This window comes from Methylotuvimicrobium alcaliphilum 20Z, from assembly GCF_000968535.2.
GTDB lineage: Bacteria > Pseudomonadota > Gammaproteobacteria > Methylococcales > Methylomonadaceae > Methylotuvimicrobium > Methylotuvimicrobium alcaliphilum.
The window spans coordinates 1,321,699-1,345,104 of the sequence record NC_016112.1 but is presented as its reverse complement, the minus strand read 5'-3'; the positions used below and the strand labels follow the sequence as shown (position 1 = coordinate 1,345,104).

The following is a 23,406-nucleotide window of genomic DNA, read 5'->3' as shown; positions in this document are numbered from 1 at the left end:
TGGTTAAGTAATATATATTATAGTGTATGGACTGCAATAATACTTTCACAGTCTCTCTAGCGTGGGAACGATAGGGGGGGGTGAATAATTACGATCAATATGCGATATTAGCTTGTTCTCCATTAATTGCAGCGATTGCCGCTCTGATTCTTTTAACTCAACCGGTGGGTTATTGATTGCTTTCAAAAATTTTTTAGTCTCGAATTTCGTTAGAGCGTCTATATTTTCCAACGAAAAAAACTGCTGTTGCCAACTTTCGACCTTTGATCGCCTAAGCGTCTCGCTTAATTGAGCATATCGAACTTGCACCGAATCCAATTCCGCTCTACTTTCATTCGATCATCGCTTGATAAATAACTAGGGGTTCATATTCTGACCCAGTTATTCCGGGATGCTTCCCTTTGTTTGTCCTGCAACCGCAATCCTTTATGTGCTTGTGTTTAATGACTTGATCTTTCAGGCTAGAAACGGTTTCGCTATTTTGATCCTACCTTTTATTTACTTGGAAACCCTAACCTAAGAATTTAGCATAAAATATAGACCTGGCCCCCTCCCCTGCTCCATTCTGCCTCAATTATCCTGCGTAATAAAATCTACTGTATGCGCTTAGCTTATAGGTTTGGTTGTTCCATTATTGTTTCGAGTGCTTGTTGCAATGTATCGAGATGGGTTTGCACTGTTTCCCAGACCATCACAGAATCAACGCCCAAATACTCATGTGCTAAAACATTGCGCATACCGGCAATTTCTCGCCAAGGCATATTAGGTTGTTCCGCCAACAAGGTTTCAATACCAAAGTCCTTAAGCGCTTGGCCGATGATTTCCAGATTGCGAATCACTGCATCCTGAGTTTTTCTATCGGCCAAAAACCCAGTTAAATCGTAGCCTTCGATATAAGACTGAATTAACTCGATGCTTTCCAATGCCGCAGCAATGAAGATATATCGATCTTTCATAACGCTACAGCTTCTTGCAAAACCCGCTGGCGTAAGTATTTGTTCAATGCGCGCTCGCTGACTATATCGACCTTGCGGCCCAGTGTCGTCGATAGCGCATCAATCAGGCCAACCTGATCCAATAGAGTTGAGCCAGGCAGAAAATCGACCAATAAATCAATGTCGCTGTCATCGCGCTCTTCGCCGCGCACCACGGAGCCAAACACGCGGATGTTGGTTGCGTGGTAATGCTTAGCAATTTCCAGAATACTGGCTTTTTGCTGCTGTAACATTTCATATAATACAGTCAAGTTATACCCTCTTGGTTATGACGGTTTGCTGGTGCAAAACCATCTTACAGCGTTAGGCATGGCAATTAAAGCCCACGATAAAAGACGGAATGCCTAGAGGCGAGTAGCCACGAAGGGTACACAAAACTAAAAGAAACCAAATGGCCGCAAACGTGATACCAACCCAAATAGGTATGCGACTAACTGAATAGCGGCGCATGATTAAGCTTTCAATTCTACCGCTGATTCCTCGCTTGCTGAGCCGCCCCTTTACGGTGTTGTTGTACCTGCAATCGTCTTCGTGAAATAAATTGGGTTCAAATTCAGAGAGCTTGGCCTCCCAATACTCCTGCCAATACTTTGCACCAGAAGCCATACCAACTTGAAATAACGAAATGGAAAAGCCTGCGACACAACCTAAAAAACTTACCACGGGTATTGAGTGGGCGGACTGAATAACCCCAGCAAGCAACACCCCTTGAAATATCATAAAAAAATTGTTTCGTTGAGCGAGTTGAGTAATCTCAAACTCACGCATTTGCAGTGCAACCTCAAAATCACTTCTTTTTTCAGTCATGTCATGTCCAATTCAGAGGTAAGTATTCAGTCCCCCTCTTTGAAAAAGACGACTGTACGGATGCAGGAGGTAGGGCAACGCAGGAGCAGTTGCCGAGGAGCTAGGGGAGATTTTTTAAATAACCTCCCTCAATCCCCCCTTTTTCAAAGGGGGGATGCCAACAATACGCCTGGATTGCGGTAATTTGCCAACGGGGTCTGAATACTTACTCTGCGCTAGTACCAGCCATGGTTATGAATCCAAGAAGCTTAATACTACCTGTTTCTCCCTAAATTACACCTTTATCAATTATCAAAAACCAATCGTTCAGAAAGCGCATCGTATAGTTGTCGTTGAATCATTACAGGAAGCCTCTCTATACGATTCAAAATGTCATCCATGCTCATCTGATCAATATGCGATATTAGCTTGTTCTCCATTAATTGCAGCGACTGCCGCTCTGCTTTTTTCAGCTCGACGGGCGGGCTATTTATTGCTTTTATCAATTTTTCAGTCTCGAATTTCGTTAGAGCATCTATATTTTCCAACGAGAAAAACTGCTGTTGCCAACTTTCGACTTTTGATCGCCTAAGCGCCTCGTTCAATTGAGCATATCGAACTTGCACCGAAACCAAATGCCGCTCTACTTTCATTCGATCATCATTTGATAAATAACTAGGGGTTCATATTCTTACCCCAGTTATTCCGGGATGCTTCCCTTTGTTTGTCCTGCAACCGCAATCCTTTATGTGCTTGTGTTTAATGACTTGATCTTTAGGCTAGAAACGGTTTCGTTATTTTGATCCTAGCTTTTATTTACTTGGAAGCCCTAACCTGAGAATTTAGCATAAAGTATAGACCTGACCCTGCTCGTTTGACCCTGCTCGTTTGCTGCTCGTTGGCTTGGAAATTATGTAAACATTCGGCGTAATACGCTGGCGTTATTACGCTCTATTAATTACTTCTTACCGAATTATATTCATCTGCCATTTCCACTGCTGAATTGCATCAATTGCTACGGTGTCAGTAAGCCATACGGCTTTTTGAATGATTTTAACGTTTTGGCTGTTTGATAACTCTAGGTCACAGAGTTTTTTGCACATATCAATTAAGCTGTTATATGGTATAGCTGTTTTACTAAATAAATTGCCGTTGCGATACCAAGACAATTCCTTAATTTGCGTTTTGACTAATGCAGCATAGATATATTTTGAATAACTTAAATTGAGTACCATATTCACGTATTCTCGAAAAACATCGGCTTCAACAATAATATCGGAGATGCCCATAATATCTTTGATAACCTGCATAATAGCTTTGATGTCCAAATCTTTAAAGGCTTTTTCAGGGGTGGTGTAAACCATTTTATCAACGCGTACTATCTTACCTTCTTCCATTAAGTTGTTGATATAAAAAGCAGCATGATTTATGCTTTTGCTCCTCAGTCGTTCAGCTATTTCTTGTTTAGTTAGCGCAGTTTTTGATTCATTAAGCACCTTTATAATAACATCAGCTTGGGTAATAGGTTTTAAATCTGGATTTAGACTTACGGAATCTACATTTGATTTGCCATTAAAATAAAGCCCATATTCTTCGCCATATTCCCTGACAAGATGGCGTAATGTAAAGTATTCAATTTCACTTCGACTACCTTTGCTTCGGTAGTAATAATCGTGTAAATGTAGGGCGTTCATCTCATGAAGTTTCATATAATCAAGCAAGTTCTGCATGATTTTTGGAATATCAAACTGCTCAATATCAAGGTATATTAAATTTCTAAAAGTTCCTTTCGCGCATAAATAAATATATTCAGAATCATTGAATCCATGAGTTGATCTTGTTTCATCCATTTGAGTTAATGAAAAGCCTTTTATATTTACTATCCTAGCGATATCTTTCCAAGGCAATCCTGCGGGATGAAAAGTTAAGGCATGAGCAACTGCTTCTGCTCTACTTAGTTTTTTAGGGGAAATACCCTGCTCAGATATTTCGATTTTATCGAATTTTCCTAGTTGCTTAATGCCATGAATTGCTGCCGCTTTACTGTAACCATAATTTGACATCAGATCATTAACAATTATTTCTTTTGCGACTGGTGATGGATTCGCGCAAAAAATAGGGTTAAGGATTTTACTGCTGATTTCTGGCATCATTATTTCACGGATACTACCGCTTTTAACTTGGCAACAAATTTCTATAAATTCGTAGAATAATTTATCTATTGCGAAACAATTAGCCAGATTGGGTAACAAAACCGATAAATCATCGGTCATTTTTTCACGGATGTTTGCCCATAAAACTTTGGGTTGTATCCTAAAATTTAAAGTTAAATTAGTGTTGATGGATTTTTCATATTGTCGTATTCGTTCTCTTGTTAAGCTATAACGGTTCCCAACTTCTTCAAGGGTTTCATGTTGTTGATTAAATCCCCAACGTGATAGGGCAACATCCATTTTTAATTCATCTTGTGCCCACAAATAGCCTTCAATGTCCTCTATCAAAATATTATCTATTTCAGCAAACTCGATAAACACTATTTCACTCGAAACAAAAAAACACCTTTGTTTTATAGTGTGGCCAACTATGTTTTCGGGTAATGCTACAAGCTCGCTTGTTATCTTTTCTTGCAAATCATTTATGGCTGTTAGAAATAAAGCACCGAATCCTGCCTGTTTTGCTAAATTAACTGTGTCAAGATTTAATAACTCGTTTACGTTGCGGATATCAATTTTTCCTTCATAATACTTCTCTAACTTTTTTAATTGCTTAGTTTCTACTTCAGTTAAAAAGCCATAATTTACATAAAGTTTTGAAAGAATATTTTTGCTTGGTAATTCGATTTTTACGGTTGCTTTTTTATACTCAAACTGATCTGTTTTTGCTGGGGAAAGCGCATTTTGTAAATTCATCAACAATTCAACGTACAATTTACCTACGCCAGGTAGTTTTGAAAAATCAGCAACATCAATATCAATTATGTTCTGAACCGTTTTAACATGGTTAATTACCGACGAAATTCTTTTTATAAGCTTTTGGTATTTTGGCGATAAAGCAAGCTCATATATTGGGGTTTCAACATCGTAGCTACTATTAGGTGATGCAAAAACATCATCTATAAAAACAGGTTCGGCATTGTCAGCCATAGAGCTATCCATAATTATTTTTTGTTCTGTAAACAATGGAAAAAGCGAAATTCTGAGTTAAACACTTTTTTAATTTCCGCCCTGTCTTCGGAGGAAAGTGTTAATAAATCGTGCCGTGTTTTAATAAGGCCTGAATATTTATCAATGAGCAACGATTCTTCGTTTATATCGAAAGCCTTTGTATTAGAAGGTGCCGCATTTCCAATGGGTTCTGTAATAACTTGATGGATTGTTTCAACCGATTTATTTTTGCTTATCAAATAACTTTCTAATTCACTTTCATTGCCAAGTAAAAACTTAACCTCTAGTTCAGAACAAGCCAATAAACCGTTATATTGATTAGCTAAGCTGATAGCCCTAAAAGTTGGACAAATATTATTTTCTTGATAAAACTGCAAGGCATAATCCAAGCATAAGTTACGAAAAAAACTTTGATCGTACTGTCCTGTTAATGCTGCTTCCAAATAACCAAAATACGAGTCAAAGTGTGTAGCAATTTGGTCGGCAGTAATGTCAGTCAGAACGCTTTCTACTTCATTCAGCGCAGGGATATTGTTGTAATCCTCGTAATATCCTCGCAATACCTCAATGGCTTGCATCCTAGATTTTAGCCGATATTGCAATTCTTCTATCAGTTGCAAAACTTGTGCGGCGGATTGACTGTAATTCACTTCTAACGATGAATTATGTACTGTTTTTTTTGTATCGCGTGGAGCTGGTTCCCAATTCTCCGTTTCAACAAGGATGCTATTTACCCTTTTAGTTAGTTGATGCACTTCATTCAAGCGTTCTAATGAGCCAACAAAATCTAACACATGAACATAGTCTTTGTTCGGCGTTTTGCGTAGACCTCTGCCTAGCTGTTGCAACCAAACTGTATGTGACCCTGTATAACGCATAAAAACCAGTAGATTAGTTTCTGGAATATCCACGCCTTCATTAAACAAATCACGTACTAAAATATAACGATAACTGCCTTCGCGAAAATCACGAATGTTTTGCCAGCGCTGTTGATCCGTCATTTTTGAATGGACGAAAGTCGCACTACCCGCAGGGAAAAATTGAATGAGGTAGTTTATATGATTGATACTACGGCAAAACACAATACCTTTAAGATTTTGAATTTGTTTGTCTTGTACGGTTTTCTCTATAATGCGGACAACTTCTTCGTCTTTTTTATGCAGGAAAAGCCGTTGGTCTAAGTCGCTAATCGACATGCCCATATCGAGCTGATCTATGCGGGATTGATCCAAGTCATCAAGTAATACTAGATATTTTGGGAATGCCAGTTTGTTATGACGTAATGCCCACGCCAAATCATATTTGCCGACATGCCCCTCGGATCCACCAAAAAAAGCTAGAACATCTTTGTTGTCTTCACGAAAAGGTGTTGCGGTAAGGCCTACCAACAATTTCGGATGAAAATGATCAACAACCGTGGCGTAAGTTCTGGCGGGTGTATGATGAGCTTCGTCAACAATCACTACGTCAAACGTTTCTTTTTCCAGTCCAGCTATTTTGCTAAACAGGGTGTCGAAACTGCCAAACACAAAATCGGTATCTTCTGGATTGGCACCACCAAAGCAAGCAGAAAATGAATAAGTGCCAATACCCAACACGTTTTTAAACGCGGTAACGGATTGCAATAAAATTTCAACTTGATGGGCTAAAAATAATACGCGCTTAACTTTGCCTTGCTGCAATAGTCGTTTGACCAAATGGGCGACGGTATATGTTTTTCCCAGGCCAGTTGCCATTTCGATGAGCAAGCGATTTTTACCATTATTAAAACGTGCCACACTATCGTTAATAACTGTTTCTTGATATGTTCTTGGTTTAATTTCCCGCCCAATTTCAGAATGCTTTTCGATCCAAAGATTTTGTAGGGAATCACGATCAATTAATTCGACTCCCAGCCTTAGCGCCCGAACCTTTACTTCCGATGTAAAATAAGAGTTTGTTACTAAAATCATATTGGTGACATTCGCAAGTTTTGCACCAGTCACCAATTGATTTAGGGCTTTTATATCAACGGTTATCCCTACTGTCCTTTGTTTAACTTCGATAGCAAATTTACGTTTGGCTTTGTAGGCAAAAATATCAACGCCGCCATCACCATGTTGAAATTCTTGCCCTACTTTAGTGATGATGGCATCACTCCAGCCAGCAGCAACAAAAACATCACGCACGAAAATTTCAAAGTCGGAGGGAGATAGTAAATCAATTTTTTTGAAGTCAGTAATCATTCGTTACCATAAAAACAACCAGAATTGATAGGGGCAAAAAGACCAGAGTACAAGCCTAACGCAAAGCTCAGCCGCTTAGCGTTAGCGGAGTCGGCTGGAACGTCGGGTTAGGCTTATGATTCGTTAGTTTAAAAATACCCGCCAAAGTTTTTCATATGCCCTAAAGTTAAGCCTGAAAGAAATGGAATTAAAGTTGTGCCAATTACTAAGCCTTCTCTTTCTTTGTAAGTATGAAAAATGCCGATTAGCTTTCTTTCTGACCAATCTGGTGGCATCCTTTCTAATTTGTCTGGCCAAGAAAATATCCCCCCTCCACTAACACCTTTTAACCCTGGTGTTGGAAATGGTTTCCCATTTTCAGGATCGACAGCTTTTTTTCTATCAAAATGAAGAACAATATTTGATGAATGAGAGAGCTCTAAGGATTGATAGGTCTCTTGTAAGGCAGCAACACCAGTAAAAGCAAATATTTCAGAACTATGAATATTATTCTTCTTATTGCTTTTGCTTGCGGGATAACCTGCTACTGAACATACTTTCAAACTTAATGAGCTAGTTATTATGTCACAGTGATTTCCTGTTATTGGTTTGAAAGTACGGATTAATTCTTTTGCAAAAGGGGTAGATAACTTGAAATATGCAAAATCAATATCATCTTCACTCCTTTTAATTTCTGGAGGCAAGTCTATATGTGCAAGATAGCCGTGAATTTCATATAAATTACCATCCACTGGAATTAATAGTTTTCCAATATTTAGATCATCAGTAACATGCGCGGCTGTAAATAAAAAATATCCCATGTCATTCTTAATGAATACTGATGATGCAATCTGTTTTGTACCTTTTGGGATGGTTGTTTTACGAAAAATTGGTACCAATGCGTCATAAGGATCAAAGTTATTCATTCGATTAAAGATTAAGTTTATATGAAAGCCTAACGTAGAGCTAACCGGCGCTGCGCGGCTTTATCGCGTAGCGTCCAGCGACCGAAGGGAGCGAGGTTGAGCGACATGTTATGCCTGCACCACCACACCATAAGTACAAAATCTATAAGCCGCATATAAGGCGATTAACAGTACGCACACCCAAAACAAACGAATTCGAGAAATGTAAAACCATTTGGGCAAGCGGATAAGCTTGAAAAAATTATTGATGCTCCACAATATCTCGCCATCACGAACCCTGTTCCACTCTTCTTTTAGGACATCTTGCATTAAGGATGATATTTTTGGCTTCTCATTTTGATACTCCTTGGCCGCATGCTCTACTTTTGAGTACTTGCTGGGTAGCTCTTGCATTAGCTGAAGCAGATCTCCCGATTTCTTCTCGCTCTCATTTAGGTAGAGTTTCGCTTGGTGCACATACTCGATTAGCGCAATTTTTGCTTTGTAGGCTTCTTCGCTGTTTTTGTCGGGCACATCAATAAATATCTCGGCATGAGTAAGGTATTTGGATAACACCGCTCTGAGAGAGTTGATCCAATCTTGGCGGAGAGTTGATGTTGCACTTGCGCGTGAAAGCAATGCCGTCACAAAGATGCCAAGAAATGCGCCAGCCGTAGCACCTGCGCCGACAAGTAATGTTACCGAATCACTATCTGACATCTTGGCATTGTCCTCTCGGGGCATAACTATTGATTATTAAGCAAATCTGCCCGATAAGTTGATATTGACGATCTTTTCAGGCACTTTTGCCCTGATAACACCCAGACCAGGCAATTTGCCTTAATAACTTGATATTAGCCATAAATTCAGGCAAATTTGCCTATATAATAAATTCGCCTCACTATAGCCGCTAACAATTTTATGTCAAGCTCAAAGTCACCGACCTTGTTGGAAGATGTTCGCCGCGTCATGCGGCTCAAGCATTATTCGTTACATACCGAACGCTCGTATTGCGAGTGGATTTAGCAGTTCGTGAAGTTTCATCGACTGAATGAGCGAGCTGGGCAGTTTGAAAACAGCGAAACCAAGATAGAAGCGTTTTTAAGCTATCTGGCGACAGAACGCAAGGTGGCATCTTCCACCCAAAATCAGGCGATGAATGCTTTGGTGGTTTTATAAAAGCATGTTCTGGATACGCCGCTGACCAAACAAATCGAGGCCATCCGCTCCAAAACCAGCCGCCATGTGCCGGTGGTGTTGTCGCTGGAGGAGATCAAGCAGGTGTTGCAGCGCGTTGAAGGCGTGGCGCAACTGGTGGTGAAACTATTGTACGGTAGCGGGTTGCGGATAACCGAAACCGAAAATAACTGGGGTCAGGTACAAATTAAACGCAGGCCAATTCAGTATCATTCAACTCGTACCTGACCCCAGTTATTCTTTTTGGGCTTCATGGATTGTTATCCCTCAACGCAAATCAGGCATCTGTCAGGTCATCCGAATCGATCACGCCTTTGAAACGCGCAAAGGTTCGCATGTCCTCCGTCGCACGCATGGGCTTATAATCCGGATTGTTCGCGATCAACTCATACTCGCCTTGGCCTAATTTTCGAACATATCTCAATAAATACTGATCATCGCCCGATACATCCTGTCTTTCAATTGCAACGATTTGGTGACTAATGCTTCCCGCACGGTCGGGCGTGATCGCCTCGAGCAGAAGAAAATCGCCGTCCTTGATCGGATTTTTTCCGCCATCCATCGAATTACCGGTTGCGCGGGCAATGAAATGCCGTTCCGAATCCAATCGACCATAGTGTTCCGGCAAAGCGACCTTATGAACACTATCTTCATCATGTTGGCTGGTTTTGAAAAATCCGCATGCGATTTTCAAGTCCTGAAAGTAAGGTATTCTTTGTTTTCTGACGCTGTTAATGTCGATAACGTCCGCTTTCGGCCTACTTTGTACCGGTGGCTCTTTTCGGAGTCTTTCTTCGTATTGCATGTAACGATAGTCGATCAACTCCCCGATTAATGCGAGAAAGATGTCGATTTCGTTCTCCGGAACATCGCCAATAAATTGAAACCGCTCGTCATCAATTTTAAAAAAAGCTTGATCGGTCGCCTTATTGCCGCCCGTCCACGCTTTGATGGGATTGGATTTCCAGTAACTTCGCCATCGGTTGACTGCCCTGCCTTCCAATAGATCGACTGCCCTAAACTCATCGGGCAAATCGTCAAGCAAGGCACGACGGCGTTGAATAATTCCGAAACAATGCATGGACAAATCCTTGATATCGATTGCCTGTCGAAAACCGTCGAGTTCCAAGAGCGCCTCCAAAAGAACGATTTTGTAGGATTTAGTCAGGTTGGTGACTTCAATTTCTTTGAAGAAATCTTTATAACAGCTGAAACATTCGCTTTCTTCTACCGAAAGGTCCTGCTCGGAAACAATAAAATTCAGCCACTGGCTATATTGTTGACGAATGACTTGAACCTCGCCGCCCGCGTTATAAAACTCCGCCAATGTTGGCCGGCGATCTTTCGATGCCTTCAACGAACGATAAATCTCCTCTTGGGTATCGATATTCGTCGCGATTAATTTTGCAAGAAAATCGATGGCTTGAAGATCAAAGTTCACATAACAGCCATCAGGCAGCTTGAGCGTGTTTGATTGAATTTGCCTGATGAACTCGCTACGTTCACGTTTGGAGACGCCCACATTGAAAAGCGCTTCGGGCTTGCGAAAAAAACTCAGGTGATTTCCGATAAAATCCAATACGACCAAGCTATCTTTCAGAAGATGTCTTCGCAATCCGCGCCCTAATTGTTGAAGAAAAATAATTTTCGATTCGGTCGGCCTGAGCAATAAAACGGTATCGATAAGCGGTAAATCAATACCTTCATTAAACAAATCGACCGAAAATATGATATCGATTTCAGCGTTTTCTAATTTCGATAAGGCATCGTTTCGTCGAATGGAAGAATCGCTATGCACGGATACCGCTTTGTAGCCCTGCTGCTGAAAGTAATCAGCCATATAATCCGCGTGTTTTTTTGACACGCAAAATGCCAGCGTCCTGACTTGTTTCAACTCCACCCAGCGCTTGAGCGCATGTTTAGCCCGTGCTTGGGTAGCCAGCTTGTTCTGTAATTGATCCGGGTCAAATTTGCCGTTGCGCCAGGGTATGCTTTGGTAATCGACTTCCTGATCGGCAATCCCGTAATAATTAAACGGACTTAAAAGACCGGAGTTAATGCCGTCGAACATATCGCGGCGATAAACCAAGTTATCATCACAAAGCGACAGAATGTCCGCCTGATCGGTGCGCTCCGGCGTCGCCGTCAAGCCCAATAAAAAACGGGGCTTGAAGTGGTTGAGTAATTGCCGATAAGTGCGAGCGGATGCATGATGAAATTCATCGACGACGATGTAATCGAAATGATCCGGCGCAAATTTGTTTAAATGATGCTGTTTGCCCAAAGTTTGGATCGAAGCAAACAGCATATCGGCATCCAGTTGATGATCCTGCCCGGTAAATTTCGCGACCTTGGCTTTAGAGCGAATACAAACAAAGGTATATTCGGCTTGACTCAGGATTTCTTCTCGGTGCGCGACAAACAATACTTTGTCGCTATCCAACTGCAGACTATCGAATGCGGCTAGCCAGGTTTTTCCAAGCCCTGTCGCCATGACGACCAAACCGCGTCGATAACCCATTTCACGAGAATGCTTTAGCGCTTTTAGCGCTTCTTGTTGAATGGCATTGGGTTCCGGCGGGAGTGTCGTTTCTTCTTTTTCCCATCCCGAAAAAAGAACGACAGGCTGATTTTCGAATCTTTGCTGATAAACCTCTATCCATTGATTCGACAATCGTTTTGTACTGGAATGGGTATAAATTTGTTCGAATTTACGACAAATTTCATCAAATCTGGCCGTATTTTCTTCAAGCGCCACTCTGAGATTCCATTCCAAGCCATGCTTCAATGCAGAACTCGAAATATTACTGGAGCCGACATAGGCATGACCGCCGCTCTTACCTTGCTCACTCGAAAAGGCAAAGATATAAGCTTTCATATGAAAGCTTTGACCATTGTGCGTTTCGAATACCCGGACATCGGCCCCGGATTCTTGTAACAAAAGTAAATGACGCAAAGCAACCGGTTCCGTAACGCATAGATAGTCCCCGGTTAAAATGCGAATATCAACGCCCCGTTCAAGCGCATCGATCAAGGCGTCAAGGATTAAACTTAGCCCGCTTTGCCGAATGAAAGACACCGTGATATCGATTCTGTTGGCGGAATTGATATCATTCTTTAGCTTTGGCAGAAAAGGATCGTCACCACCCGTGATCAAATGTTGGATAACGTTAGGCGTCATTGTCGGCTTGTTTTTTTGCGTATAAATTCAGCCAGGTTTGAAACCCGCCTCTTAGCGGTTTTGATTCGGTAAACAAATCGATAATTTCTAAATCCGAATGGGAGACTAGCAACTCAGACAAGTCGGCTTCCGTGTAATCATTGAAAAAACGCCCCCGTTCGTCCACTCGTTCGCCGAGACCATACTTAAAAGACATATAGACGATACCGGACGGCTTCAAAGCCTTTGTCATTCTTCGTATAACGGAATCCATTTCCGATTTTGGGCAATGTAACAGGCTGGCGCAGGCCCAGATACCATCGAAAGCCTCAAAACAATCGAGCTCTTGAAAAGCTAGGACATCAACCGTTTTGCCAATAAATTCGCTAGCTAATTTAGCGATCTCTTCTGATGCATCGACAGCCGTCACCGAATAACCTCTGTCGATAAAAAAGCGACTGTCACGACCTGAACCGCAGCCTAAATCCAAAATATGTCCGCCGTTAGGGATGAAATTCAGGAAACGATTTCGATGGTCTGAAACATCTAAATTGGAGGTTTCGGCAACATACTGTTCAGCATTGGCATTATAGAAATCGATTGTTTGCTTTTTATTATTAGTTTGGGACATACCGATGAATGTCTGAATTGCAAATTGCATAATCTTGAATGGCGGTTTTTAATGCTTTCAGAACTAAGCCTACCAGACGCGCCCCGTTTGCAATACTGATTATTGTCATTGCAATCGCACCCCTGTCTGTTTAGCTATCCGGTAGATCGGTAAATCGACTGGCGTACCAGCTCTGTGCAAAACGATATCGATTTTTTGATCGCCGATTTTTTTGTGGAGTTCGCGTAAAAACTGTAATTTGGCCGTTATCAATTCCTCGGCATTTTGTGTTGGTGTTTCGATATACAGATCGATATCGCCGCCTTTGCGTGTATCGTCAACTCTCGATCCGAATAACCAAATCTGCGCTTCCTTGCCGAAGTGGCGTAACGCACTTTCACATATAGCCTGCTTTTGTATGGGGCTTAGGCGCATGATTCGTCCTCGTTTCTGATTGGGCGCATCTACCTGATTTGTTTCAGCATTGGGATTGTCATATGCCCAGAAGGCAGCATCTCACCCGCCGTGCTCATCCAACCATGCCTGAAGATCGTTCAATTCCTGGAAATCCAACAACGCATCGGCCAAGTCTTCCAGAGTTTCGAGAGAGAGTGCGGGCAACTTTGACAGCAGTTGTTCGAGCGTTGGTTGCAATCCGAGTTTTCGGCGCAATTGACGGTTTATTAGAGCCATGCATTCGCTTTTACGACCTTCTTCGTGACCCTCTTCGCGCCCTTCTTGTCTCAGTAATTGTGCTATACCCATGGTTTCACCTGCTTCTGATAGATATACTTCGCACAGCCACATTTGCGGCTTTCTGACGCGCTCTTTTGTCCGGTAGCGGCGTTACCTACATGGATGTAGGTAAGGGGCGTGAGCAGGAGCGGAAGCTTTGCGAAAACAGTTACATAGCTTAACTATGCGCCTGTTTTCGCGCCTTGCTACCGAACAAAATAGTAGCGAGTAATATTCTTGCTAGATCTCGCGGCAACTTCATGCTGCAATTACTTCGTCTCGGACAAAATGCAAACGAATAATGCTCGGCTTGTCTTCCGACTCGAAGTGGCAGGCGACCGCATCTCGAACATTAGCATGCAGTTGTTCTATATCATCCGCCTCGGTATATATTGAACAGCCAAGCGCTTTAGCGATAAAACCGCCCTCCGCGGCTTCTTCTACAACAAAAATTATTTCGTTCATTTGCGCATTATCTCAGTTGTTTTTAATAATAATCCTAGAAAGAGCAGTTGGCATGTGTTGTAGACCGTTCGTGCTGAGCCAAGTCGAAGCATGAAGGGTCTACAACACTTTCACCGGCCTGGTGAAGCCTCAAACTACCGTTCGCCCTTCGACAGGGCTCTCCTGAGCGCAGCCGAAGGGCTCAGGGCGAACGGTAGTTTGAGGCTCTCAGCTGCTCTTTTTAGGATAATCGTTTCACGATCATAACCCGAACATCTATAGAGTAACTATTCAGTCCCCGGCAATTATCGTTCCCACGCTCTACACCACTGCCATTAAGTTAAGCCGTCACAGAGATAAGTAATGCTTGCATTCAGGCTCTAATGTGCCTCAAAAGCTTGCCATCCATGGCACTGGATTCCGCCACAAATCCGTACGGAACGAATTTGCATTTACCCGAAGGGCTCCGGGCAGGATAGCCCGGAGTGAATCCATGGCGGAATGACGGGTTTCCCTTAACTTAATGGCAGTGACGCTCTCCCGCTCATCGTTATACATAAGTCAAAAATTACCCTTTTGCAATCTTAGCCAATGAGAGCTCGATACCTTTATTGTCATTAACACACTCGGCTATCCTTCACCTAGCGCTAGGCGATCCGCGTAGGGTACGCTGTGCGTACCATGGTAACCCGGCAATGTTCATGTGCCAACCGAACCGTCAGGGCACGGCTTTGGTACGCGCAGCGTACCCTACAATTTATACCTTTCACACTTCAAATTTCGGCAGTGCCAGAGGAGGCGCCTGGGTGTCCGGTCGATTTTCGCTCCTGCAAAATCGACATTCACGCCATCCATGGCGCTCATAAAGGCTTTGCCAGCATGGAGCTGGCATAGAGCCTACATGGACGTATTCACGGCGTCCTTTAGCGGACACCCAGGCGCCGAATTTTGATCTACGACGGGTATAAAATGCCCAAAGCCATAGAAATTACTGACCGGCATAAGCGAGAATTAGCAAAGCGTGTTAAGCGTATCAATTTAATTCGCTGAAGTTTCTTTTTTGGAAAAGGTAAAACTTGTAGAATAGCCTAAAAAACATTGTAAGGAATTAAATGTGAACCCCATCCGATATATTAATAATATATTCACCCTGGAAACAGGCATTTTTAATTCAAACAACGACCTGCTTGGCTATTACGAAGAAGCCGTAGACAAGCTGGATATGGATGTAGAGGAAAAGGAAAAACTGCACAAGGCGGTTAAATATTTTCTCGTTGGGCAACGCACCCGCCGCGTTGTAGATGGTTGGCTGGACTTTAAAAACTTTGACGAAAAAGCCGCCGGTTTCGAACGGGGAATCGATGAGTCTATTGCCGGTCTTTCCTTACAGCTTTCTGAGGCGTTTGCCGATAAAAATATTTCGTTTGATGCTGTGTTCACCATCAGCGCTACCGGCACTATTATGCCAGGGATCAGTTATCGTTTAGCCCGTCTTTTGCCGGATTTGATTCGCCCCAACAGTTTGATTATAGACTTAGGCCATGTCGGCTGTACCGGTGGAGTAAAAGCCTTGAATCTGGCTAAATCTTTAAGTTCAGACTTTAAAAATATTTTAGTGGTCAGCATAGAAGTGCCTTGTACGTTAGCTAATTTACAATCTAAAAAGGTAGATGTTTGGCAGGGCAATTGCACTTTTGGCGACGGCGCGGCTGCGTTGTGGATTTCCTCTGATGCAGAACAAGGCGACATGGCGCTGGAGCTGGAGCAGATTCACTACACCCAAAAAGCCCAACAGGGACTGGATTTAATCCATTGGGGTTATGACGGTTATTACAGCTTTGAACTGGCTGATGAAACGACTTTTAACCGAGATGTGCAAGCGTTTGTTCTGGAAGTGTTAAAAGAAACCGAACAGACCTGGCGCAGCAATAACCAATGGGCGATTCATCCAGCCGGTATTCTGCTGCTGTTAAAACTCAGCAAAAAACTGAGCTTGCCGCGTGGTACTATTGCCCCTTCTGTCGCGCATTATGAAAAGTTTTCCAATATGAGCAGCGCCAGCATTATGTATATTCTCAAAGAGATTGCCAAAGCAGAAAGTCAGAATCAGGCTATCAATCTGCTGACAATGGGCGCGGGTTTTAACGTAATTTATGGTTGTGTAAAAAAGGTACGCTAAATGAACAAAACAGAGATTTTACAGTTTATGCAAGATTATATTGTCAATAATACTACACATAAAGATATTGCCGACATTGCTGACTATCGTATGACAGAGCTGTTGACCAGCAGTCTTGATATTGTTTATTTTGCGGTAGACCTGGAAGAGGTTTTAGGGTTTGAAGAAGACACGCTCAATATTGAAGAATGGGTGGATAAATTTGAAACAATTACTTTTGACAAGTTAGCTGAGCAGCTTGAACAAATGGTTGTTGATATTAAAGGTGCAAATGAGGCTTAAAACATTTTTTGATAGCGGATTATGAACAGTTCGGATATTTTAAACTTCATGCAAAGTTATATTGCCAGAAATACACCGTATAAAGAAATTGCAGATATTAGCGCTTATCAAATAAAAGAATTGCTGATCAACAGTCTTGACACAGTTGATTTTGCAATGGATTTGCATCGCTTTTTCTTGGCGGGGCGAGTTATTTAATCCGCCCCGAACGTTTTGGTTTGGCTTGGCCACGTTCGAAACGTTCAGGACGGGGTTACAAACCCCGCCCTGTTCAGCAGAACAAAAACAGACTTAATTAATATACCTTTCGCACTTCAAATTTCGGCAGTCCATAAGGAGGCGCCGGGGTGCTCGGCAAAGGCTTTGCCTTCATGGGATGTATTCACGGCGTCCTTTGACGGACACCCTGGTGCCGAATTTTGATCTGCGATGGGCATATAAAGGGAGACAATTAAAAATGAAGGTCATACTAGTTCACGGTATATTTGATACCGGCCGTGTTTTTAAACATATGACCTCTAAGCTTGAAGCAAGCGGGCATGAATGCCACGCACCTAATTTAAAACCGTCCAACGCCGAATTAGGCATCACTGATTTATCGATAAAGCTAAAAAATTATATCGATCAACAAATTAGCGTAGACCAACCTATTGCTATTATCGGTTTTAGCATGGGGTGTATGGTTTCTCGTTATTATCTGCAAATCCTCGAAGGACACGAGAGAACCAAGGCTTTTTTTGCTATATCCGGCCCACATTACGGAACGATGACAGCTTATTTTTACCCAAGCAAAGGGGCAAAAGATATGAGGCCAAATAGCCGCTTTCTCGCTGATTTAGCAATTACTGAAAATAGACTCGAAAATATTCAGCTCTATTCGTATAGAACACCTTTCGATGCCATGATTGTTCCGTCAAAAAGCTCTGATTGGAAAATTGCTAACAACAAACGGGCTAATGCGATTGTGCATAGCCTCATGGTTAGGGACAGGTCGGTGATTTCGGACATTGTTAAAAATCTTCGGCGGCTAGAAGCACGTTAGCCAAGTAGGGCGAATTAGTGTTCATGCATACCTTTCGTACTTCAAATTTCGGCAGTGTCTGAGGAGGCACTGGGGTGAGCTGCCCTCACCTAACGCTAGTCGAGAGGGGCTGGCATAAAGCTGGCATAAAGCTGGCATAAAGCTGGCATAAAGCTGGCATAAAGCTGGCATAAAGCTGGCATAAAGCTGGCATAAAGCCTATAGAGACGTATTCACGGCGTCCTTCGACAGACACCCTGGTACCGAATTTTGATCTACGATGGGTATACACTTCGTAAATAAGCGCAGACTGCACCAGCCGCCAGCAAGAAGATAAAATAGGCCTCCCGGCACCCACATGATCAAACCGGCCAATTGTTGGTCTTGAATATTGAGCAAATCGTTGTAGAACGGAGTTTGCGCGAAGGTCAGCAAGGCTCCGAGCATGCCGGTGCTCATTAGCGTTAACAATAAAGCCGGCAGCACGGTTAAGGTGCGCCTTAGCAAAATCGACCACCAAAATAAGCCGGAGGCGAATGCGAAACTCAAGTGCTCGGCAAGATGCCACCAGGGACTCGCCAGCGCCAGATTATAAAAAACCGGCGTATGCCAGAACCAGATTACGAGACTTTGCAGGATACCGGTCCGCAACGGGTGACGACTCAGCCTTAAAAAAGGTTTCCACAGCCGGATGCCGATTTTTCCGCTTACGGCAAGCCATTGCGGCAAAGGCCGAGCCAATACATAAAGCGGGGCGATAACGACCAGTATCAGCATGTGTTGAACCATGTGCAGGGTTGAGCTTTCATCAAGCCAACCGCCCGTACTGCCGAACATCGTCATAGCAGCGAGGAGACTGGCTCCATGAAACATCAACCGGCGGTTATTTGTAGGCCGGATGCGACCGGCACCGACGACATAGATCAACCAAAGAGCGGCCGGCAACAGTCCGCCGAGCATGGCAGAAAAAAAGTCTTCATCTGCGTTATCGTCCCAGCCATGAGCATTTGCAGGATTAACTAGCGAAGCCGAGACCGCGAACAATGCAAGCCTTACAAACATGGCGGTAATAGCAGCGAGATAAGCCCCTGGCTGAGCGTCGTGACGGCGCCCAACAGATTGATGCCGGCGCCCAATCCGGCGATAAACGTATTAATTTCGGAATCGGCTTCATTGCTGCCGATTCTCGCCGCCCGCCAACAATTATTTGCCCAAAACAACAGCAGAGCGGTTACGGCTACGGAACCGCTCAACAGCGTCGCATTGATCCAAGTGAAAGCCCCTTGTTCGACAGGAGGCGGCAGTTGTTCGCAGAATAATACCAAGGCCCCGTACTTCACGATAAACCAGACTATCCAGACAATTAGCCCCAAAGTCAGTTGCATTGGATGATACGTTGAAATCATCAGGCGCTTCTCCAAGCAATAGGCAGCATGATGACGGCGAGAAAGCTTAGCCAGAATACGGCGTTCGTATAAATCCACCAGGGTTTCACGACTGCAATTTCATAGGGCGCAGTCTTGCCGACATAACCATAAGCTACGCGCTTGGCCTGCAGCGCAGTCATGATCACGGCGAGTCCGCTGTGAAACAATTGATACATCAGTATCACCGCGATCACGGCATCATGGGCTGTTTGTGTTGCAACCAGAGACGAAGCCGACCAGGCCCAGATGAATACACAACAATGAGCCAAACCGATCGCCGCTATGCCCCATAATTGACCCTGCAGATGATCATCCCTACCCGCGCGCAAGCGGCGCACGATAGAATGATGCCAAAATGTTGCGACCGTAAGCAGTACACCACTGATCAGCAACGGCAGCCAAGCCAACGGCGCCGTTTCGGGCGCTTGCCAATTCGGCGCTACGACCCGCAAATAGAGCCAACCGAAAAGTATGGACAAAAATAGCGCGCCATCAGCCAACAGCGTTACGACCATGCCCCACAAACCGGGGCCGTTGAAAGTGCGCGAATGCAGTTGCGGATAGCCGGGTTTCCCAGCAGAATCGGAATCCGCTTCAAGAAAGGCGCCGTTCTTCCATGACCAGCGTAGCAGCAACAACAGGCTGGCTACTACCGCGATCAGGGCCATGCTATAGGTACGGATCAAAAGACTGATACATAGAACAGATAACGCCAAAGCCGAGTAAAAAGGCAGCCAGGAATTTCCGGGCAGATGAATGATTTCGCGAATAGCACCGGACACCGGGTCCGAACCCCAGGTCTCTCGTCTGCCATGATCGATCTCCGATAACCCGTGATGTCCTTCAGCTATCGTTGTTTGCAGATCCGGTTGATCCCACATCGGATGCCGCATCGGACAGTCCGGCAAGCTGATGAAATTATAAGGTTGGGGCGGCGTATCGGTCGCCCATTCGAGCGTATCGCCCCCCCAAGGATTAGATCCGGCAGGGCGTCCGAAGCGAAAATGCAATACGATATCGAGCAGAACCATCGCGATACCCATAGCCATGATAAAACCGCCCACCGACGACACGCTGTTAGGCAGTTCCCAGCCCATTCCGGCTTGATAAGTGTAAACGCGCCGCGGCATACCGAGAAACCCGGTCAGATGCATCACCAAAAATGTCGTGTTAAAACCGACAAACGTCAGCCAGAAGCCCCAGCGCGCGAGTTTATCCGACGGCATTCGCCCCGAGAAATGCGGCAACCAGTAATAAAGCCCCGCCAGCAAAGGAAAGAGCATGCCGCCGACCATCACATAATGCAAATGCGCGACGACGAAATGCGTGTCGTGCACCTGCCAGTTAAACGGCACCAAGGCCAACATGACCCCGGTCAAGCCGCCTATCATGAAAATAAATAAAAAGCCGACCAGCCATAACATCGGCACATGGTAAACGGGCCGCCCCGTCCACAATGTCGCCAGCCAGGCGAACAATTGAATACCGGTAGGAATCGCCACCAGCATGCTGGCCATCGAGAAAAACGCCTGGGCCAACTGCGGAATCCCGACCGTAAACATGTGATGCACCCACAAACCGAAACTGATGAACCCTGTCGAGATAATGGCCAGCACGATCCATCGATAGCCGACGATGGGTTGGCGCGAGAATACCGGCAACAGGGTCGAAACGATACCCGCGGCCGGTAAGAAGATAATATAGACTTCGGGATGGCCGAATAGCCAAAACAGATGTTGCCAGAGAATCGGGTCGCCGCCCCGTGCGACATCGAAGAACGGCATGCCGACAGCGCGTTCCAGCTCCAACAGGATGCTGCCTAGTATCAGCGGCGGAAAACCGAATACGATCATCAGCGCCATGACCAGAATGTACCAGCAAAAGAGCGGCATATGCAGCAATGCCATGCCGGAAGTGCGTGTGCGCAAAATCGACACGGTTAGTTCGATGCCGGCCGATACCGCCGAGATTTCGATAAACGTGACGCCGAGCAGCCAGAAATCGACGTTCGGCCCCGGCGAGTAAACGTTGTTGGTCAAAGGCGTGTACATAAACCAACCGCCCGCCGGCGCGATGCCCAACACTAAACTCGACATCAAAATCAGACTACCAAATAGATAACACCAGTAACCGAAAGCGCTAAGACGCGGAAACACCAAATCGCGCGCGCCGATCATTTTCGGGATCAGATACATCGCCAAACCTTCGAGCACGGGCACCGCGAACAGAAACATCATGACCGTTCCATGCATCGTAAACAGCTGATCATAGAGTTTCGGTTCGATGATGTCCTGTTCGGGCAATGCCAGTTGCGTGCGCATCAGCATCGCGAGCAATCCGCCGATCAGAAAGAAGATGCCGCCCGTGACCATGAAGCGAATGCCGACCGTCGTATGGTTGACGATGGTCAATGCATGCCAGCCGCGCGGATTGCCCCAGACCTTGAGAAATTCATCGTGCAGAGCGTCCCTAGTCTTTCGGGTTTCATTATTCGTATTCATATGCCTCCAGCCACGCTTCATAATCTTCAGGCGTATGAACCTGAACCTCCAGCAGCATGTGGGCGTGGCCCACTCCGCAAAATTCCGCGCACTTCCCTAATAATTGCCCCGGCGCATCGGCTTCGATCCGCAAGACATTAGTGCGCCCCGGAATCATATCGATCTTACCGGCCAACCTCGGCACCCAGAACGAATGAATGACATCGGAGCTGGTCACATGGATATCGACCGGCGTCCCTGCCGGCAGATGCAGTTCGTTTATCAGCACGATATCGGTATCGGGATAGCGGACCTCCCACCACCATTGGTGCCCGATGACATCGATATACGGCACCGACTGTCCGGCAACGGGCAAAGGCAACATGCGATAGCCCATCGGAATGCTGAAGCTTAGCAGCGCGACGATGCCGGCGATAGGCAGCACCAGTCCGCCGCCGATGATCCAACTCTGATTGATCCTATCGGCTTGCGCTTCGGTGAGCGGTCGCGGTTTACGCCGCATCGCATAAATCCATAAAGTCATGACGACCAGCAATACCGTAACCGAAAAACCGAACATCCCCCACCACAGCCTGCTTACGGCAAGCGCCGAGGGTCCTGCGGGATTTAAAATGGATTGAGGGCCGCTGCAGCCGCTCAGAAAACTAAGAGTGATAATTAGCGAGGGTAAGGTTAAACTTGGAATCATCGTTGATAATTCCGACTTCAACCGAGAAAGGAGAGCGTAATGGCGAAAGAACCCATCATCAGCCGCATGTCCATCGGCGGACATCCGATCCACCCGATGCTGATCCATTTCCCGGTAGCCTTTTTGCTCGGCTTGGTAGGAGCCGATTTGGCCTATCTCTATACGACGGACCCATTCTGGATTCGAGTCGGTTTGTGGCTGTCGGGTCTTGGCAGCTTCGGCGGCTGGCTTGCCGGGCTGGCGGGCTTCATCGACCTGGTATTCGTTCAGCGCATCCGAAATTTGCTTATCGCTTGGATCCATGCACTGCTGGCGGTCATGACGCTGGCGCTGGCTTCGTTCAATTGGGCGTTGCGCTTTTATGACGAAAGCGGCTTCGATTTTTGGTATTTGTATATTTCGCTGCTGACGGCGGCGCTGATTGCCGTCACCAGCATGTTGGGCGGGCAACTGGTTTATGGACATGGCGTCGGAGTTCATTCCGAACCTTGATATAGTCACCTTGAGATATCTCACAGTTAACTCCTAAAAAGGCTTGGTCAGCACAATCCAAACGATTGCAGGGATCGATATCGCAGCCGTAATTCCGATTGCTACGCACGGCAGGGTGAAATTTTTATCGGGCGCTTGCTCGGTACGAATTAGAATCCAGCCGGTAAGAGCATGACACATTACGAGTATCACGACCAGGGTTAGCTTCAAAATAAGCCATCGGTCGATAATGCCGCCGGTTAGGAACAAGCCAGTACCCGATGCGATCGCGACCAGCGCGGCCGGCGTCGCGATACTGCTGAAGACTTTGAGCGTCAAGGCTTGGTGGCTTTCCTCTTCACTATCAGAATAAACACCCGTCATCAACGCGGGCAGATAGAGCAATGATCCGCACCAACAGATCACAGCCGCTATGTGTAACAGTAAAAGCCAAAGCATATTGTTCCCCTTCGAGGTTTCAAGTTTTTCCTATACCTTTCGCACTTCAAATTTCGGCGATGCTTAAGGAGGCGCCAGGGTGCTAGGTCGATTTTTGCTCCTGCAAAATCGACATTCACGCCATCCATGGCGCTCGCAAAGGCTTTGCCAGCATGGATGCTGGCATAGAGCCTACATG

Annotated in this window: 24 protein-coding genes; 6 read left to right on the top strand and 18 right to left on the bottom strand. The window is 44.9% G+C overall.

The window, feature by feature from the left end; all coding sequences use genetic code 11:
* Positions 1–611 precede the first annotated feature (611 nt).
* From MEALZ_RS05815 to MEALZ_RS05780, 8 genes are all read right to left on the bottom strand, one after another.
* A complete protein-coding gene (locus MEALZ_RS05815) occupies positions 612–956 on the bottom strand; it encodes a HepT-like ribonuclease domain-containing protein (RefSeq protein ID WP_014147679.1) in 345 nt (114 codons plus the stop codon).
* Positions 953–1,246: a nucleotidyltransferase family protein gene (locus tag MEALZ_RS05810; protein WP_014147678.1), complete on the bottom strand. Its 294-nt coding sequence runs from the start codon at positions 1,244–1,246 to the stop codon at positions 953–955. The genes MEALZ_RS05815 and MEALZ_RS05810 overlap by 4 nt, the downstream gene beginning before the upstream one ends.
* Positions 1,247–1,298: 52 nt before the next feature.
* Positions 1,299–1,802, bottom strand: coding sequence for a RipA family octameric membrane protein (locus MEALZ_RS20910; protein WP_046061017.1), 504 nt, complete (start codon positions 1,800–1,802; stop codon positions 1,299–1,301).
* A gap of 284 nt (positions 1,803–2,086) precedes the next feature.
* A complete protein-coding gene (locus MEALZ_RS05800) occupies positions 2,087–2,434 on the bottom strand; it encodes a hypothetical protein (RefSeq protein ID WP_014147677.1) in 348 nt (115 codons plus the stop codon).
* Between the two features lie 312 nt (positions 2,435–2,746).
* Complete coding sequence (locus tag MEALZ_RS05795; protein ID WP_162472925.1) at positions 2,747–4,924, bottom strand: hypothetical protein; 2,178 nt, start codon at positions 4,922–4,924, stop codon at positions 2,747–2,749.
* A gap of 14 nt (positions 4,925–4,938) precedes the next feature.
* Positions 4,939–7,170: a DEAD/DEAH box helicase family protein gene (locus MEALZ_RS05790; RefSeq protein WP_014147675.1), complete on the bottom strand. Its 2,232-nt coding sequence runs from the start codon at positions 7,168–7,170 to the stop codon at positions 4,939–4,941.
* A gap of 128 nt (positions 7,171–7,298) precedes the next feature.
* A complete protein-coding gene (locus MEALZ_RS05785; protein WP_014147674.1) occupies positions 7,299–8,075 on the bottom strand; it encodes a hypothetical protein in 777 nt (258 codons plus the stop codon).
* 108 nt (positions 8,076–8,183) lie between these two features.
* Complete coding sequence (locus MEALZ_RS05780; protein ID WP_162472924.1) at positions 8,184–8,774, bottom strand: hypothetical protein; 591 nt, start codon at positions 8,772–8,774, stop codon at positions 8,184–8,186.
* A 312-nt stretch (positions 8,775–9,086) separates the two neighbouring features.
* On the opposite strand from MEALZ_RS05780, the gene MEALZ_RS23130 reads away from it, so the two are divergent.
* A complete protein-coding gene (locus tag MEALZ_RS23130) occupies positions 9,087–9,233 on the top strand; it encodes a phage integrase N-terminal SAM-like domain-containing protein (protein ID WP_014147672.1) in 147 nt (48 codons plus the stop codon).
* A gap of 295 nt (positions 9,234–9,528) precedes the next feature.
* Here the strand turns inward: MEALZ_RS23130 and MEALZ_RS05770 are convergent, their stop codons facing one another.
* The 5 genes from MEALZ_RS05770 to MEALZ_RS05750 all read right to left on the bottom strand — a co-directional run bounded on the left by MEALZ_RS05770 (position 9,529) and on the right by MEALZ_RS05750 (position 14,221).
* On the bottom strand, positions 9,529–12,432 hold the full coding sequence (locus tag MEALZ_RS05770) for a DEAD/DEAH box helicase family protein (protein WP_014147670.1): 2,904 nt from the start codon (positions 12,430–12,432) through the stop codon (positions 9,529–9,531).
* Positions 12,422–13,072 carry a class I SAM-dependent methyltransferase gene (locus tag MEALZ_RS23125; protein WP_048481325.1) on the bottom strand — a complete coding sequence of 217 codons (651 nt, stop codon included), beginning with the start codon at positions 13,070–13,072 and terminating at the stop codon, positions 12,422–12,424. Before MEALZ_RS23125 ends, MEALZ_RS05770 begins: the two co-directional genes overlap by 11 nt.
* A gap of 75 nt (positions 13,073–13,147) precedes the next feature.
* Positions 13,148–13,456, bottom strand: coding sequence for a nucleotidyltransferase domain-containing protein (locus MEALZ_RS05760; protein WP_014147668.1), 309 nt, complete (start codon positions 13,454–13,456; stop codon positions 13,148–13,150).
* Between the two features lie 81 nt (positions 13,457–13,537).
* The gene (locus MEALZ_RS05755) at positions 13,538–13,786 is read right to left on the bottom strand and encodes a DUF4351 domain-containing protein (protein ID WP_014147667.1); all 249 of its coding nucleotides are present in this window, start codon (positions 13,784–13,786) and stop codon (positions 13,538–13,540) included.
* A 228-nt stretch (positions 13,787–14,014) separates the two neighbouring features.
* Entirely contained in the window at positions 14,015–14,221 is a 207-nt protein-coding gene (locus tag MEALZ_RS05750; RefSeq protein WP_014147666.1) for a 2-oxoisovalerate dehydrogenase E1 subunit beta, read from the bottom strand.
* Positions 14,222–15,314: 1,093 nt separating this feature from the next.
* On the opposite strand from MEALZ_RS05750, the gene MEALZ_RS05745 reads away from it, so the two are divergent.
* The 4 genes from MEALZ_RS05745 (at position 15,315) to MEALZ_RS05735 (ending at position 17,703) form a co-directional block, all read left to right on the top strand.
* On the top strand, positions 15,315–16,379 hold the full coding sequence (locus MEALZ_RS05745) for a beta-ketoacyl-[acyl-carrier-protein] synthase family protein (RefSeq protein WP_014147665.1): 1,065 nt from the start codon (positions 15,315–15,317) through the stop codon (positions 16,377–16,379).
* Positions 16,380–16,661, top strand: a complete 282-nt coding sequence (locus MEALZ_RS05740; protein WP_014147664.1) for a hypothetical protein — start codon at positions 16,380–16,382, stop codon at positions 16,659–16,661.
* A 21-nt stretch (positions 16,662–16,682) separates the two neighbouring features.
* The gene (locus MEALZ_RS22605; RefSeq protein WP_014147663.1) at positions 16,683–16,859 is read left to right on the top strand and encodes a hypothetical protein; all 177 of its coding nucleotides are present in this window, start codon (positions 16,683–16,685) and stop codon (positions 16,857–16,859) included.
* A 259-nt stretch (positions 16,860–17,118) separates the two neighbouring features.
* Positions 17,119–17,703: an esterase/lipase family protein gene (locus tag MEALZ_RS05735; RefSeq protein WP_014147662.1), complete on the top strand. Its 585-nt coding sequence runs from the start codon at positions 17,119–17,121 to the stop codon at positions 17,701–17,703.
* A gap of 198 nt (positions 17,704–17,901) precedes the next feature.
* Here the strand turns inward: MEALZ_RS05735 and MEALZ_RS05730 are convergent, their stop codons facing one another.
* From MEALZ_RS05730 to coxB, 4 genes are read right to left on the bottom strand one after another with little or no spacing between them, the layout of a single operon-like run.
* Entirely contained in the window at positions 17,902–18,744 is an 843-nt protein-coding gene (locus MEALZ_RS05730) for a cytochrome c oxidase assembly protein (protein ID WP_052712516.1), read from the bottom strand.
* Positions 18,735–19,088, bottom strand: a complete 354-nt coding sequence (locus MEALZ_RS05725) for a hypothetical protein (protein ID WP_017839933.1) — start codon at positions 19,086–19,088, stop codon at positions 18,735–18,737. The genes MEALZ_RS05730 and MEALZ_RS05725 overlap by 10 nt, the downstream gene beginning before the upstream one ends.
* A complete protein-coding gene (gene ctaD, locus MEALZ_RS05720) occupies positions 19,088–21,610 on the bottom strand; it encodes a cytochrome c oxidase subunit I (RefSeq protein WP_014147659.1) in 2,523 nt (840 codons plus the stop codon). The genes MEALZ_RS05725 and ctaD overlap by 1 nt, the downstream gene beginning before the upstream one ends.
* A complete protein-coding gene (coxB, locus tag MEALZ_RS05715; protein ID WP_014147658.1) occupies positions 21,597–22,298 on the bottom strand; it encodes a cytochrome c oxidase subunit II in 702 nt (233 codons plus the stop codon). Before coxB ends, ctaD begins: the two co-directional genes overlap by 14 nt.
* 39 nt (positions 22,299–22,337) lie before the next feature.
* Between coxB and MEALZ_RS05710 the strand changes: the two genes are divergently transcribed.
* Positions 22,338–22,790 carry a DUF2231 domain-containing protein gene (locus MEALZ_RS05710; RefSeq protein WP_014147657.1) on the top strand — a complete coding sequence of 151 codons (453 nt, stop codon included), beginning with the start codon at positions 22,338–22,340 and terminating at the stop codon, positions 22,788–22,790.
* Between the two features lie 33 nt (positions 22,791–22,823).
* On the opposite strand, the gene MEALZ_RS05705 is transcribed toward MEALZ_RS05710, so the two are convergent.
* Positions 22,824–23,228, bottom strand: a complete 405-nt coding sequence (locus MEALZ_RS05705; protein WP_014147656.1) for a CopD family protein — start codon at positions 23,226–23,228, stop codon at positions 22,824–22,826.
* Between the last annotated feature and the right edge of the window lie 178 nt (positions 23,229–23,406).

Excerpts from the sequence above, each read along its gene's own strand:
- MEALZ_RS05735 (WP_014147662.1), top strand. The coding sequence starts at position 17,119 with ATGAAGGTCATACTAGTTCACGGTATATTTGATACCGGCCGTGTTTTT.
- MEALZ_RS05760 (WP_014147668.1), bottom strand. The coding sequence starts at position 13,456 with ATGCGCCTAAGCCCCATACAAAAGCAGGCTATATGTGAAAGTGCGTTA.
- MEALZ_RS20910 (WP_046061017.1), bottom strand. The coding sequence starts at position 1,802 with ATGACTGAAAAAAGAAGTGATTTTGAGGTTGCACTGCAAATGCGTGAG.
- MEALZ_RS05740 (WP_014147664.1), top strand. The coding sequence starts at position 16,380 with ATGAACAAAACAGAGATTTTACAGTTTATGCAAGATTATATTGTCAAT.
- MEALZ_RS05770 (WP_014147670.1), bottom strand. The coding sequence starts at position 12,432 with ATGACGCCTAACGTTATCCAACATTTGATCACGGGTGGTGACGATCCT.
- MEALZ_RS22605 (WP_014147663.1), top strand. The coding sequence starts at position 16,683 with ATGAACAGTTCGGATATTTTAAACTTCATGCAAAGTTATATTGCCAGA.
- MEALZ_RS05780 (WP_162472924.1), bottom strand. The coding sequence starts at position 8,774 with ATGTCAGATAGTGATTCGGTAACATTACTTGTCGGCGCAGGTGCTACG.
- MEALZ_RS05705 (WP_014147656.1), bottom strand. The coding sequence starts at position 23,228 with ATGCTTTGGCTTTTACTGTTACACATAGCGGCTGTGATCTGTTGGTGC.
- MEALZ_RS05795 (WP_162472925.1), bottom strand. The coding sequence starts at position 4,924 with ATGGCTGACAATGCCGAACCTGTTTTTATAGATGATGTTTTTGCATCA.
- MEALZ_RS05750 (WP_014147666.1), bottom strand. The coding sequence starts at position 14,221 with ATGAACGAAATAATTTTTGTTGTAGAAGAAGCCGCGGAGGGCGGTTTT.
- coxB (WP_014147658.1), bottom strand. The coding sequence starts at position 22,298 with ATGATTCCAAGTTTAACCTTACCCTCGCTAATTATCACTCTTAGTTTT.
- MEALZ_RS05790 (WP_014147675.1), bottom strand. The coding sequence starts at position 7,170 with ATGATTACTGACTTCAAAAAAATTGATTTACTATCTCCCTCCGACTTT.
- MEALZ_RS05755 (WP_014147667.1), bottom strand. The coding sequence starts at position 13,786 with ATGGGTATAGCACAATTACTGAGACAAGAAGGGCGCGAAGAGGGTCAC.
- MEALZ_RS05815 (WP_014147679.1), bottom strand. The coding sequence starts at position 956 with ATGAAAGATCGATATATCTTCATTGCTGCGGCATTGGAAAGCATCGAG.
- MEALZ_RS05730 (WP_052712516.1), bottom strand. The coding sequence starts at position 18,744 with ATGTTTGTAAGGCTTGCATTGTTCGCGGTCTCGGCTTCGCTAGTTAAT.
- MEALZ_RS05725 (WP_017839933.1), bottom strand. The coding sequence starts at position 19,088 with ATGATTTCAACGTATCATCCAATGCAACTGACTTTGGGGCTAATTGTC.
- MEALZ_RS23125 (WP_048481325.1), bottom strand. The coding sequence starts at position 13,072 with ATGCAATTTGCAATTCAGACATTCATCGGTATGTCCCAAACTAATAAT.
- MEALZ_RS05800 (WP_014147677.1), bottom strand. The coding sequence starts at position 2,434 with ATGAAAGTAGAGCGGCATTTGGTTTCGGTGCAAGTTCGATATGCTCAA.
- MEALZ_RS05710 (WP_014147657.1), top strand. The coding sequence starts at position 22,338 with ATGGCGAAAGAACCCATCATCAGCCGCATGTCCATCGGCGGACATCCG.
- ctaD (WP_014147659.1), bottom strand. The coding sequence starts at position 21,610 with ATGAATACGAATAATGAAACCCGAAAGACTAGGGACGCTCTGCACGAT.
- MEALZ_RS05785 (WP_014147674.1), bottom strand. The coding sequence starts at position 8,075 with ATGAATAACTTTGATCCTTATGACGCATTGGTACCAATTTTTCGTAAA.